Raw genomic sequence first — 13943 nt, forward strand, 5'->3', positions numbered from 1 at the left:
GGAAGAGTTTTAGGCTCATCTCTTTGTATTTTTGATGGCTAGAAAGTAGAAAATATGCCCCTTTTTTGTAACTTTTTCATTTATCGATAATCTAGGTTAGTAAGGAGCTTGTATTGAAGATAAAACTAAATGCTCAAATATCAGGTTATTTATATGTATTGCTAAACTTCATAAATAAAAAAGTGGTCAACATGCTTGGCTTGGTAACAATGCTTAAATACTATTATTAAGCCATTCCTTGTCTTCTACTGCCACCGGCACTCGCGCATATTCACTTTGTCGTTTTTAAACAATACGCCTTCTGATAATAGCTTTTCGCGCTGTTCTTGGTATTTTTCGCTACCCGCTGGAAACGATATTTTACCTTGGCTATTCACTACCCTGTGCCAAGGTATAACCGAGTCGTTTGGCATCATTTTTAATAAGCGCCCCACCAATCGTGAGTTTTGCGGATAGCCCGCAAGAGCTGCAACTTGCCCGTAGCTTACCACTTTACCTATTGGTATGCCTGCGATAACAGTATAAATAAGTGTTTCTTTATCAATATCAGCGTTCATTTAAATACGCCTCACTAAGTACTTTAAATTGCTCCCAAATAGTACGCGCTACAGGGCCGTGGTGCATTGCATGCTGCCTAAAGGCTCTAATTTGCGCGCTAAACTTATGCTCTCGGTCAGTTATGTGTATTTCTTGAAGTAAGCCAGCTTTTATTTCAGAGTCGCAGTGCTCTAGGCTCATCATTGCCCAACCCGCGCCTGAGAGTAAAAACGACTTTAAAGTTGATACATCATCAATTTTCATCATGGCGGAGCCTTTTGAGTACGATAGCCTGTCGCTGTCGATACTCAAGTCACTTTCAAACATGGCTAAACACGGATACGTTTGCAGTTCGCTATAGGTGAGCTTTTGAGGGAGTACGCCTTTAGCGCTCACAATGCCAATAGCAAGCTTACCAATTGGTACACTTTCTAAATCGCCTGTTGCATGAAATAAGTCAAACCACGGGCCAATGCCTAATTCGGCTTGTCCGCTATTTACTTGCTCTAATGAAATAAAGCGTTTTCCGCTTGTTAAGCTAAATTCGGTGCTAGTAAATAACCTAAAAGTATTACTTATGATCTCGTTGTAACTTTGCATATGGCACAGTTGTTCGTAACAAATTCTAAATTGAGGCTCATTGCCTAATGCTAATTCTTCAGCAAGTTGTGCCAGCTCGTCGTTGGCATGCAGGAGCTGCTTCGCTTCGCGGTGAAAAATACGCCCTTTTTCAGTGAGCTGTAATCGGTATTTACTTCTGTCTAGTAACTCAAATCCTATTTTAGCTTCTAAATTTTTAATGGCGAGAGTAAGCGCGGGCTGCGTTTTATGTAGCTTTAGTGCTGCTCCGCTTAAGCTTGCGCTTTGCACTATGGCATCTAAAATTATTAATTGATTCAGCTTCATATACCGCTCTGCAACATTATAAGTAAAACTTATTGAGTTTCTAAAATTTAATGATTTTTATTTTATATGTTTGCAGCGTATGCTGCACTTAATTATTTTTCCATCATTGCAACGGAGAAGACATGAAACTCTTTCGTCTATGTTTATTAACAACGACCTTACTTAGCTTAATAGCCTGTTCTGAGCCAGAACAACAAGTTAAAGAAGAGCCTATTCGCCCTGTTAAATTATTCAACATAGGTCATGATACGCAAATTAACATTCGTAGTTTTCCTGCTGAAGTTGTTGCAAACCAAGGCTCTTACCTAGCTTTCAGGGTAAACGGCGAACTTGTTAAGTTTCCTGTGCTTGCTGGTGAACACGTTGAAAAAGGTGATTTATTAGCAAAACTAGACCCAGAAGATTTTCAGTTACAGTTTGACGAACGAAAAGCACGCTTTGAATTGGCAAAATCACAACTTGGCCGTATTGAGCAATTGTTTGAGAAAAAAATCACTAGCCAATCAGAATTAGATGAAGCCACTGCTAATATGCAAATTGCTGAGTCTGCATTTAAAATTGCACAAACAAACCTTGAGTACAGCGAGCTGCGCGCGCCATTTTCAGGCACGGTCGCAAAAGTATTTGTTAAAAACTTTGAAAATATTCAAGCAAAGCAAAATATATTACGCTTAGAAACACGCGATTTAATGGACGTAGAAATTCAGGTTCCTGAAAAAATAGTCGCTCGCTTTAAAAAAGGCACTGATTACCACCCTACTGTAAAGTTTGATGGCTTTAACGACAAAGAGTACATACTTGATATTAAAGAGTGGGATACCCAAGCAGATCCTGCAACACTTACTTATAAGGTTGTATTTTCGCTACCAGTACCTGAGGACTTTAATTTACTCGCAGGTATGACGGGTAGCGTGCTTATTGATTTAAGCAAAGTAACGCGCTCGCAAGTTGCCTACACAATTTTACCTATCGAGTCGGTGTTTTCTGAGCCGCAAGAATCAATTGAAGATAACGCCTACGTATGGCTTTTTGATTCAAAAACTAGCCAAGTGCATAAACAAGCTGTAAAGGTTGGCCAGTTGCACCGCGATGGTATTGAAGTGTTAAGTGGTATTAAAGAAGGCCAAATTGTAGTTTCGGCCGGTGTGCATTCACTAAAAGAAGGCATGAAAGTAAGAGCATGGAATAAAGAGCGAGGCTTATAATTATGAGCTTTGCACAACTCTCCATAGAGAAAAAAGTAATCAGTTGGATGTTTACGCTGCTGCTATTAATTGGCGGTAGTGTGTCGTACTTTGATTTAGGGCAACTAGAAGACCCTGAGTTTACGCTTAAAAAAGCCATGGTTATTACCATGTACCCTGGCGCTTCGCCGCAGCAAGTTGAAGAAGAAGTTACTTTTCCGATTGAAAACGCGATTCAGCAACTCCCTTATGTTGATTACGTTACCTCCATTTCATCTAACGGTAAATCGCAAATTTCAGTAGAAATGAAAAGCAATTATCGTAAAGAGCAGCTTCGCCAAATTTGGGATGAAATGCGCCGTAAAATTAACGACCTTTCTCCGTCGTTACCCAGTGGTGTTTACCCAAGTACTATTTTGGATGACTTTGCCGATGTTTACGGTGTTATGTATTCGGTAACTGGTGATGGCTACTCGTATGACGAGCTTAAAGATTACGTCGATTTTTTAAAGCGTGAGCTGGTATTGGTTAAAGGCGTTAGTAAAGTAACCGTTGCGGGGCAACAACAAGCGCAAGTAATGGTTGAAGTTTCTACGCGTAAGCTTGCTCAATTAGGTATTGCGCCAAGCCATATATTCCAGTTATTACAATCGCAAAACACGGTATCTAACGCGGGTAAAATTCGTGTTGGCGATGAGTCAATTCGCTTGCACCCTACTGGCGAATTTAAAGATGTAAAAGAGCTCGAAACCTTATTAATTTCAAAATCAGGTGCCAATGAGCTTATTTACTTAGGCGATGTAGCCAAGGTTTACAGAGAGTACGCAGAAGTACCAAATAACATTATTCGTTATAACTCTCAGCAAGCTTTACTTATTGGCGTATCGTTTATGTCGGGTGTTAACGTGGTTGATGTGGGTAAAAACATAGACGAGCATTTAGCATCACTTGAATATCAACGCCCTCATGGTATTCATATAAATTCTGTATACAACCAACCACAAGAGGTTCAAAAATCGGTTGATGGTTTTATTATCAGCTTACTTGAAGCCATTGCGATTGTTATTGTTGTACTGCTGTTATTTATGGGCTTAAAAAGCGGCATTTTAATTGGTGGTATTTTACTGCTTACCGTACTGGGTACGTTTATATTTATGAAGTTGTTTGCTATCGACTTGCAACGTATATCGCTTGGAGCACTTATTATTGCTCTTGGTATGCTAGTTGATAACGCAATAGTCGTCACCGAAGGCATATTGATAAATCTTAAACGTGGCCAAACAAAACTAAAAGCGGCTGTTAATATTGTTGAGCAAACAAAATGGCCCTTACTTGGAGCTACAGTAATTGCAGTCACTGCCTTTGCGCCAATTGGTTTAAGCTCTGATGCCAGTGGTGAATTTGCCGGTAGCTTGTTTTGGGTGTTGTTTATTTCGCTTTTATTAAGCTGGATAACAGCCATAACATTAACGCCATTTTTTGCCAATTTAATGTTTAAAGAAAACGAATTTAAAAACGAAGAAGGCCAAGAAGATGAAGACCCGTACAAAGGTTTTATTTTTAATGGTTACAAAGCGATTTTAGATTTAGCGCTGCACTTTAGAAAAACCACGCTTATATTAATGGTTGTTTTGCTGTGTACTGCGGTTGTTGGTTTTGGCTCTGTAAAACAGTCGTTTTTTCCTGCCTCTAATACACCTATGTTTTATGTAGATTATTGGCAAGAGCAAGGCTCTGATATTCGCTCAACCCTTGAGGGCGTTAAAAAACTTGAAGAGTTTTTGCAAAAAGAAGACCTTGTTGAAGAAGTGACAAGTACTACGGGCCAAGGTGCACCGCGCTTTATGCTTACCTACGCGCCTGAAAAATCATATCCCGCGTACGGGCAATTAATTATTCGTGTTGCCGACAGAGAAGCTGTAGCAACTGTAATGCAAACAGTCCGTGATTACTCTAGCAATCATGCACTCTCTGCACAGCTTAAAATTAAACCGATGGAAATTGGCCCTTCTACTGATGCAAAAATAGAAGCACGCTTTTCGGGCCCTGATCCTGTTATTTTAAGACAACTAGCCGCTAAAGCCGAAGAGCTGATTGGTGAAGACGAAGGCGCATATAATATTCGTGATGACTGGCGCGCACGTACCAAAATGATTCGTCCGCAGTTTAACGAGCAAAAAGCACGTCGATTAGGTATTAGTAAATCAGACTTAGATAATGTGTTGCTAACGAGCTTATCGGGTAAACAAGTGGGCGTATATCGCGATGGTACACAGTTACTACCTATTATTGCTCGCTCTCCTGCTAACGAGCGCTTAAACGTAGAAAGCGTACACGACCTTCAAATATACAGCCCAGTTCTTGGTGTATTTATACCAGTGACTCAAGTTGTAGACGAATTTGATGTGCAGTGGGAAGACAGCCTAATAATGCGCCGCGATCGCAAACGAACTATTACAGTAATGGCCGATCACAATGTATTAGGGGACGAAACACCCGCTAAATTATTTGCACGTATTCGCAGCCCAATAGAGAACATGGAACTACCACGTGGTTACCAACTAGAATGGGGCGGCGAGTTTGAGTCATCAAGCAAAGCGCAAAAAGCAATATTTGGCTCATTACCACTGGGCTATTTAGCTATGTTTGCAGTAACCGTACTACTTTTTAACTCGCTCAAACAGCCACTTGTTATTTGGGCAACTGTGCCTTTGGCTATTATTGGTGTAAGTGCGGGATTGTTAGCGATGAATGCTCCGTTTAGCTTTATGGGGCTACTTGGTTTGTTAAGCTTAAGCGGTATGCTAATTAAAAACGGTATTGTATTAGTTGATCAAATAAATCTTGAATTAAGGGAAGGTAAATCGCCCTATGAAGCCGTGTTTGACTCTGGTGTGAGCCGTGTACGACCAGTTGCAATGGCAGCTATAACTACTATTTTGGGTATGATCCCGCTGTTATTTGACGTATTTTTTCAGTCAATGGCGGTAACAATTATGTTTGGTTTGGGCTTTGCTACAATTTTGACTCTAATTGTAGTGCCGGTACTGTACACCGTGATATTTAGAATTGATTACGAGCCTCGTAAGTAATTCAACATATAGTCGGTTAACATTAAAAAATGCCACAAGTTCAAAATCCTGTGGCATTTTTATTTAATACCGATGAAAAAAGAAAGGCTACATATTTAGTTGTTAAGAAACTAACCGCAACACTTTTTATATTTTTTGCCACTACCACATACACAAGGTGCGTTACGCTCTGGTACTTTATCAAATACTTGTGGTGTTGATTTACTAAGCGCAAAGTCTAGTTCGCGAATATCTTCTGGTACGTCTGCTTTAACTTCAATTGAAGCAAACAGCGAATGCTCTTCTAATATGGCTTCTATTTCTGATTGTCGTTCAGCTGAGTTTACAATTAGCGTTAACGGGTGTAACTCTGTGCCTACCTTTGCGGTGCGATTTGGCGCAAACCCATTACTGTTATTTTTACCCATTATGTCGGGCTTACCCATAAAGAAAAATTTTGACATGTTACTTCTATAACCTTTCTGCATTATTAAGACGGCGCATCTTAACAGCTTACCCAACATATAACTAAGGTGTACTTGCTAATGCACAATATAAATCAAGCTTTAGCGTATATACGCCTAATATAGCGACATAATGAGGACATTTAATGGATTTAGGCAAAATTTGAATTCGAAATATAGTAAAATTATACTAGCTAGACTCAGTGGCGTTTTAATATCTAACTCAATATTATGGAAAAGCCTTGGAAAACTTTAAAATTGCAGTACTAATAGCGGGCAGCCTTTTTATACTTTTTGGTTATTTACGTTTTATAACTGACGATAATGGTAACGTAAACTTAAACAACTACCGATTTACAGGGGCATATTACTGGTTATTTCCGGTATGGTTGATGGCACACACGCCCTAATTAAGCGCCTGCGCTCTAAAAACGCATTATCTGCGATTGCAATTTATTTAGGTATACTCTTATTTTACATCGGTTTTAGCACTTAAGAGCTAATTGAGGCTTCATACAAAGCAACACTTTATAAGCGGATAACCTGTGACCTTTAAACAACTATTCAATAGCGCCCTGCTACTTTTAGCAACGGCTCCCCCACTGGCTTTACTTGCATGGGATGAACAAGCCGATCTCGCTTTTATCCCCAATGGTATGTATGACACTTTAACGTTTACGTTATTTCCTATAATGACGATAGTGCTGTCGGTAGTTTTATTTAGGCACTTATATAAAAAGTATAATAGTAACTTTGAATTTAAACATACGGTCAAAGATTATATTAATGTACATGGGAAGTTCCGCAGCGCATTTATACCACTGTTTTTGCCTATTTTAATTTACTTATGGTTGTGGACGTCGGTGTGTATTTCAGCAAAGTTACTTGCCAATAAATACAGCGACAATATATGGCAGCAAGAATATCAATTACTTGAAGTAGGTACTTGCCCAACTGATTATGAATACAGTTGCTCAAAACTGACTGTGCTTGACTTAAAAAGCTACAGGAAACACAGTTTTAGATGGTATTTAGATAAGAGTAAGTTGGTGAGTTTGCAAAATAACAACGTAAATTTAGTGGGCGTTACAAGCCCACTGGGTAATATAGTACAAGAAATACAGTGGTAGTGATAAATACCAATCCGCAATAATACTTGATCAATTTGAGGGCTTAAACCTGACGCTAACTGTGTTAAAAATTTCTTATATAGAACAACTAAATAACGAAATTTTTGCCTTGTTATCGACACGGTTTTCTTACCTCAAAATAGCTCAATTAATTAAGCAGATTGGTATAATACAATCATTTAGCTGCACACTATTTTTTTAGGCTGAGAATACGGCCTGAGCTTGGTTTTGAGTCTGATTTAGCATTAGACGATTTGTTTTCTTTAATGCTTTTTGGCTTACCCACATACGTTGTAGAGCGCTTTTGGTAAGGAGTATTAGTTCGCTCATTTTTGCGCTCTCCGTTAGCATTGCTACGCTCAGAGTTACGATTTGTGTTTCGCTCATTACTACGCTCACTATTTCGATCACCATTATTAAAGCGTCGTGGGTTTTCGCCCTGAAAATCACGTTTTTTAGGTGCTAAAGGTGCATTATTTTCTGATTGCTTATTAGCATCAAGCGAGTGCTCTTGGGTTTTACCTGAGTCAGAAATCGAATCGTTTATTTGCGCCATTTCAATATCTGATAGATGACGCCACTGCCCTACTTTTAAACCTTTAAGTGTTACGTTCATTATGCGCGTACGTTTTAAGGTTACAACTTCGTAGCCTAAGTATTCACACATGCGGCGTATTTGACGGTTTAAGCCTTGGGTAAGTACTATTTTAAATTCTTTGGGGCCGCTTTGCGTTACTTTACATTCTTTAGTGACGGTATCTAAAATAGGCACACCATTCGCCATTTTTGTAACAAACTGACGATTAAGCGGTTTATCTACCGTAACAACGTATTCTTTTTCGTGATTATTGCCAGCACGCAAAATTTTATTAACGATGTCGCCTTCGTTGGTTAAAAATATAAGCCCTTCAGACGGTCTATCTAAGCGCCCTATTGGGAATATGCGCGTTGGATAGTTAACTGCTCGTATAATATTACTTTGAATTTTACTTTCGGTAGTACACGTGATGCCAACGGGTTTATTGTAGGCAATGTAAACGCGCTTCGGCGTGGCTTTAAGAGGCTTACCATCAATTAATACAACATCGGTAGCGGCAACTTTTACGCCCATTTCTGGCGAGTAGCCATTAACGCTGACACGACCTTGCTCAATATATTTATCGGCTTCGCGGCGTGAACAAAATCCTGTTTCACTAATAAATTTATTTAAACGTTTTAATTCGGTCATGGCACTTATAGCGTAGTAATTTTTAAGGCGAGTAGTGTAAACCACCCACACTATTTTTTCGCCCCTAATTTACTATTTATAGGTGTTTAAGCATTAATTTTTGCTTTCGTTAATTTACGCCATACAAATTCAAGCGGGCCTTGATTAAAATAGCGACTGTATAAAAAGGTAAATATGAGCTGCAGCGCAACTAATGCCGATGCAACTAACCAATAGTCAATACGATCAAAACTGAGCACCCAATGCGTAAATAGCACTTTATATAACAATAATTGCACGAGAGTTTGGCTAATATATAAAGTAAATGCTAAGCGCCCTGCTTGTTGAATAAGTGTGCCAACGTGTGCGCTGTTACTGCAAAATTTAACAATTAGATGAATATACAGCGTAGCCATAGTCAGGGCTGCAAACATATTTACAAACTCTTGCACCCCATACCCTAAGCTGCCATTAAGCTGTGATGCATAAAGCCTGATTCCACAAAAAGCAAGGGTCATTACACCGCAAACTATTAATTGCTGAGTCGTTAAGCCTTTACTAAAAACGTCTTGTTTATATAAATAAATGCCAATGAGCATAAGACCCACGCACATCCACATTGTCATTATTGGCACCATAACAAGCATCAATGTGTTCATAGCTAGGTTACTAATAAAGTAATCAATATAGTGTGGGTTATATAAATCTATAAACTGTGCTGAATCGCGGTAAATCACTTCATCGGGTACGCTAGATACTATAAGAAAAGTAGCTACCCCCGATAACAAAATAAACTCAAGTCCTCTTTTTAAAAGTACGCTGTTATCACTCTCTAAATATTTAATAACAAACCAGCCAGATACACCGTAAACAAATAAAATATCACCTGCCCAAAGTAAAAAACCATGTGCTAACCCAAAGAGGATTAACCAATAAAGTCTGCTTTTTAACTGCAATTCAGACTTATAACGTTGCCACTGAATGTAAAGCCCGGCACCAAAAAGCAAACTAAACAGCGTTCTAAAACGCCCGTCTACAAAAACGCTGCTAAAGGTATGAATAATTGAGTCGCTAACAGGAGGATTAGTTAAGGAGGTATATCCGTATTCAAAAAGGCCGAAGGCGTAAGCATTCATGTAAACTAGGCCAAGCACGGCAACGCCGCGAATAAAGTCCATATTATAATTGCGCATTAAAGCTATTATCCGTTAAATATTGTTCTTATAACTGTCAGCCCAATCGACCGACTGCTGGTAAAGTGGAGGTAGTATAGCACTATCTATATTTAGCAAAAGTACAGCTTGCTCAAGTGCCCACCAGCTTCCTGTTTCGTATGCTTTAACAACATTTAAAATATAATACAGTGTGTTTTTGTCCCCTAATAATGCCGTTTTTATTTCATCAGGAAAAGGTAGTTTTTCAACAAGCAAGCTCATAGGTTGATCAAGGATTGCATCGAGCAACGAAAATAACCCAGTTAAAAATGCTTCGCCTGACTGGCTCTTATTAACCTTTTTTGCCAAAAGCTCACAAAAACGAGCACGTACAACACACACTTGCATTAGCTCTGCAGGTTTTTTACCTGCGGTATGAGCAGTAACAATAAGGCTGACAAACTTTTTAAGGCGTTCATGCCCTAAATACACAAGCGCTTGCTTCAATGACGATATTTGGCTTTGTATAGGAAAAACGCCACTGTTAATTAAACGCAGCAATTTATATGCAAGTGCAGCATCAAGCTCAAATAGTCCAGATATAGTTTTTATATCTGGACTTGTTTTCATTATTTCGGCGTAAATAGCGACAACTAAACCATAGTCATAGTCAATGTCGTTTTGTTTTATCATGGTGGGTTTTGCAAAAAAATAGCCTTGAAAATAATCAAACCCCATATCAAAGGCTAGCTTATAGTCATCTTGTGTTTCTATTTTTTCGGCAAGTATTTTTATTTGTTTATGCGTTTGTAACTTATTAATTATGGGTTGTATTTCACTAAGAGGTGTAATTGCAATATCAAATTTAATGAGCTTCACAAGCTTTAAAAAACGATCCCACTGTGGTTTATACACAAAGTCATCGAGTGCGAGCTTATAGTTACTGTGAAATAAGCCTCGGCATAGTTCATAGTTGTCGTCGGTAGGTTCAATGCTTTCGAGCAACTCAATAACAACATCTTGGCATGGTAAAAAAGCACATAAATCGAGTTTTAATGATTCAGGCCCTATATTAATAAGTGCCTTTTTGCCTGATGTAATATGACGTGTACCTAAATTTAATTGATTTTCCATAATAAGCCTTGCTGTTGCTTGGCCTTCGGCAATATCTGGAAAATAATTTTTAGGACTATCACGAAAAAGTAGCTCATAGGCTACTACTTTTTTTCTTCGATTGAATATTGCTTGCCTTGCAACAAATACAGACACATTACCTACTTCTTAGTTTTTATATAATACTAAGTAATTAAACCCTAAGCAGGCACAATTGTCACTAAACTTTGCAATACAGTAACGATTTACCGGTATAAGGTTGTTATATAATCAGCTGCCACTTGCGGCCACGAAAAACGCATTTGCTCTGCGCTGTGCTTAATTTTATGCCACTTTTTAGGATTCTGCTTTTTAATTAAGAGAGTTTCGACTAAACAGCTAATTAAATTACTCGTTTGTGTTGCTAACGTGTCGCCATTAAAGCTAAAACCATTTTCATGATGTTTTACCGTGTCTTTTAATCCGCCAACACTGTGTACTAAACAGGGTTGCCCGGCACGCATTGCTAGCATTTGGCTAATGCCACAAGGTTCAAACGAGCTTGGCATTAAAAATAAGTCACCTAGTTGATACATTAAATCGCCAACACCTTGACCATAACCCTTCAAAAATAAAAGATTAGAATTACGCGCCATTGCTTTGGTAAATATGCTTTCGAGTTCTTTGTCACCCGAACCTAAAACAATGAGTCTGCCGTTATATTCATTAATAACTTGGCACACTTTATCAATAGCTAAAGCGCCATTAACTTGCTGGCACAATAACAACACTTTTTGCTCTGTAAGTCGGCCAACGCTTGTGACTAATGGGCCATTATTAATCGTTGCTTTAAATTGCTGTAGTCGTTGGTGGGCAATATAGTAGCCGCTTTGTAACTGCTCGCTATTTGCCATCCAAGTAAATAAAGTGTTCTCGGCTTGGCTATAAAAATCGGCGAGAGTTGCTCCTTCAAGTGCATTGCTTGGATATTCACATCCGTTTAAAATACCGACAAGCTTACCTTGGCTTGCTGCATTTTGCAGATCTTGCTCAAGCCCTTCGCCACCAAAAAAACCATACTCGTAATTACTAGGTTCAAGAACCTCTTGGCTGTAGGTTGGTGATACAACATGTATTTTATCGCACAGATTTATTGCACTGCGCATAGGGTTAAAGCAATGCGGATAACGAGGGTCACATAGTTGCTGGCCATTATAACTAAGTGACGGAAACCACGCCTCTAAGCTTGAATCATCATGTTTAAAGGGTCTTATACCTTGTAGTGCAATATTATGCACTGTGTAGGCAATGGGTAAGGTATTAAGTGAGCTATAACGTGGCTCAAACTTAAGTAAAACTGCAACGCAGGCGCTGTGCCAATCATGTAAATGTAGCGCTGTAGGGCGCTTTAATACACCTTGTAATAATGCTTCGCAGACGGCCGCATTAAATAAAGCAAATTTTGTCGCATCAGTTGCAAAAGGCCTCCCCGGTGCATCATTACAATATACACTGCCTGATTCACTAAATAGCGGGTGGCTAATAACAATTTGGCTTACATTATTTTGGGGTTGTTGTACTTTAAAAACTGTTAATACATGCGGTTGAGCATTAAATGCAACGGTTACTTCACCTATATAAATACGCTCAAGCGGCTCAAACCCGTAGTCAGGAATAACAACGTCAACCGTTATACCTTGCTTTGCGAGCGCCCTTGGGGCATCGCGTACTACATCTGCCACACCGCCTACTTTTGCGCCTGGTAACGCGTCATTTTCTGCTGCAACCATTAATACATGCATTAATTTACTACTTCCTTTAAACCTGTGTGGGCTTGCTCATGAATGAGCAAGCTTTGTTGTCGTGCTTAATATTTAACTTATTGTTACGCTAGTTTTTTATTCTCACGCGCTTGGCGCTCTAACTTTTTTGCAAGCTCAGTGAGCATATCACGAGTAACAAGAACGATGCCTTTCTTAGATACCCTAAAGCCGTTTTCTTCATCTGTTTTAGGGTCAAAGCCTATTTCAAGGCCTGCAGGTATTTCACAGCTTCTGTCTATTATCGCACGCTTAATTTTACAGCCTCGGTTTATAACTGCACCGGGTAAAATTACCGACTGCTCAATGGTACAAAATGAGCGAACATGCACATTAGAAAACAAGAGGGATTTTCTAACTGCGGAGCCCGAAATAATACACCCACCCGACACGGTTGAGTCCAAGGCCATACCGCGTCTATCATCGTCATCAAAAATAAACTTAGCAGGTGGTAGCTGCTCTTGATATGTCCATATTGGCCACGTGGGATCGTATAAATCAAGTTGTGGCTCTGGCATTACTAATTCCATATTAGCTTCCCAAAATGAATCTAGCGTACCTACATCGCGCCAATAAGGTTGCCCTTCTTGATTTGGATCTCTAAATGGGAACGCAAATACATTATGCTCTTCTATAATCGCGGGGATAATATCGTGACCAAAATCTCGGCCAGAACCTTCATTTTCAGAATCTTTCTTAAGTTGCTCAAACAAAAATTCAGTATTAAAAATGTAGTTTCCCATTGATGCTAAACATGTACCTGGCTTGCCAGGTACAGAACTCGGCATTGCTGGTTTTTCATCAAAACGACACACTCTATTTTCTTCATCAACGGTCATTACACCAAATGTGTCTGCAGCTTCTTCAACAGGCACTTCAATACAACATACCGTCATATCAGCCCCTTTTTGCACATGTTCAGCCAATAAAGCCCCATAGTCCATGCGGTACACATGATCTCCAGACAAAATCATCACATATTTAGGCAGTTCGTGGCGAATAATATCTATGTTTTGAAAAACAGCATCGGCGGTGCCACAGTACCAATCATCACCTTGGCGCTGAGATGCAGGTAGTATTTCAACCGACTCACCCAGCTCTTTTTTAAAGTGGCCCCACGCGCGGTTTACATGGCGAATTAATGAATGCGATTTATATTGTGTGGCAATACCAACGCGTCTCACGCCCGAGTTAATGCAGTTTGATAGTGGAAAATCGATAATTCGATGTTTACCACCAAAGTAAACTGCTGGCTTTGCTCGCCAATCGGTTAGCTCATGCAGGCGAGAACCGCGTCCGCCTGCCAGTATTAACGCGTAAGTTTCTCTGGTTAGGCTACTTATGTAGCGATTTGCATAATTGGGCATAATACTCTCTC

The 13943-nt window shown here is 39.4% G+C and carries 12 protein-coding genes; 4 read left to right on the forward strand and 8 right to left on the reverse strand.

Annotated features, from left to right (window positions below; all coding sequences use genetic code 11):
* Positions 1–245 precede the first annotated feature (245 nt).
* Positions 246–557 (reverse strand): MGMT family protein, encoded by a 312-nt coding sequence (locus tag BW142_RS09700; RefSeq protein ID WP_076924742.1) that lies wholly within the window; start codon positions 555–557, stop codon positions 246–248.
* Positions 547–1443: a LysR family transcriptional regulator gene (locus BW142_RS09705; RefSeq protein ID WP_076924743.1), complete on the reverse strand. Its 897-nt coding sequence runs from the start codon at positions 1441–1443 to the stop codon at positions 547–549. The genes BW142_RS09700 and BW142_RS09705 overlap by 11 nt, the downstream gene beginning before the upstream one ends.
* 122 nt (positions 1444–1565) lie before the next feature.
* On the opposite strand from BW142_RS09705, the gene BW142_RS09710 reads away from it, so the two are divergent.
* Entirely contained in the window at positions 1566–2648 is a 1083-nt protein-coding gene (locus tag BW142_RS09710) for an efflux RND transporter periplasmic adaptor subunit (protein ID WP_076924744.1), read from the forward strand.
* A 2-nt stretch (positions 2649–2650) separates the two neighbouring features.
* Positions 2651–5719, forward strand: coding sequence for an efflux RND transporter permease subunit (locus tag BW142_RS09715; RefSeq protein WP_076924745.1), 3069 nt, complete (start codon positions 2651–2653; stop codon positions 5717–5719).
* A 110-nt stretch (positions 5720–5829) separates the two neighbouring features.
* Here the strand turns inward: BW142_RS09715 and BW142_RS09720 are convergent, their stop codons facing one another.
* A complete protein-coding gene (locus BW142_RS09720; RefSeq protein WP_010552992.1) occupies positions 5830–6162 on the reverse strand; it encodes a PBPRA1643 family SWIM/SEC-C metal-binding motif protein in 333 nt (110 codons plus the stop codon).
* A gap of 242 nt (positions 6163–6404) precedes the next feature.
* Between BW142_RS09720 and BW142_RS09725 the strand changes: the two genes are divergently transcribed.
* Complete coding sequence (locus tag BW142_RS09725; protein WP_253188815.1) at positions 6405–6572, forward strand: hypothetical protein; 168 nt, start codon at positions 6405–6407, stop codon at positions 6570–6572.
* Positions 6573–6707: 135 nt separating this feature from the next.
* Positions 6708–7292 carry a hypothetical protein gene (locus BW142_RS09730; protein WP_076924746.1) on the forward strand — a complete coding sequence of 195 codons (585 nt, stop codon included), beginning with the start codon at positions 6708–6710 and terminating at the stop codon, positions 7290–7292.
* A gap of 190 nt (positions 7293–7482) precedes the next feature.
* Here the strand turns inward: BW142_RS09730 and rluF are convergent, their stop codons facing one another.
* From rluF to glgC, 5 genes are all read right to left on the reverse strand, one after another.
* Positions 7483–8520 carry a 23S rRNA pseudouridine(2604) synthase RluF gene (gene rluF, locus BW142_RS09740; RefSeq protein WP_076924787.1) on the reverse strand — a complete coding sequence of 346 codons (1038 nt, stop codon included), beginning with the start codon at positions 8518–8520 and terminating at the stop codon, positions 7483–7485.
* 86 nt (positions 8521–8606) lie between these two features.
* Positions 8607–9677: a DUF418 domain-containing protein gene (locus tag BW142_RS09745; RefSeq protein WP_076924748.1), complete on the reverse strand. Its 1071-nt coding sequence runs from the start codon at positions 9675–9677 to the stop codon at positions 8607–8609.
* A 30-nt stretch (positions 9678–9707) separates the two neighbouring features.
* Positions 9708–10922, reverse strand: a complete 1215-nt coding sequence (locus BW142_RS09750; protein WP_076924749.1) for an HDOD domain-containing protein — start codon at positions 10920–10922, stop codon at positions 9708–9710.
* Positions 10923–11011: 89 nt separating this feature from the next.
* Positions 11012–12547 carry a glycogen/starch synthase gene (locus tag BW142_RS09755; protein ID WP_076924750.1) on the reverse strand — a complete coding sequence of 512 codons (1536 nt, stop codon included), beginning with the start codon at positions 12545–12547 and terminating at the stop codon, positions 11012–11014.
* Between the two features lie 83 nt (positions 12548–12630).
* Positions 12631–13932 (reverse strand): glucose-1-phosphate adenylyltransferase, encoded by a 1302-nt coding sequence (glgC, locus tag BW142_RS09760; protein WP_024598134.1) that lies wholly within the window; start codon positions 13930–13932, stop codon positions 12631–12633.
* Positions 13933–13943 lie beyond the last annotated feature (11 nt).

The organism is Pseudoalteromonas sp. EB27, from assembly GCF_001974875.1.
Taxonomy (GTDB): Bacteria; Pseudomonadota; Gammaproteobacteria; order Enterobacterales; family Alteromonadaceae; genus Pseudoalteromonas.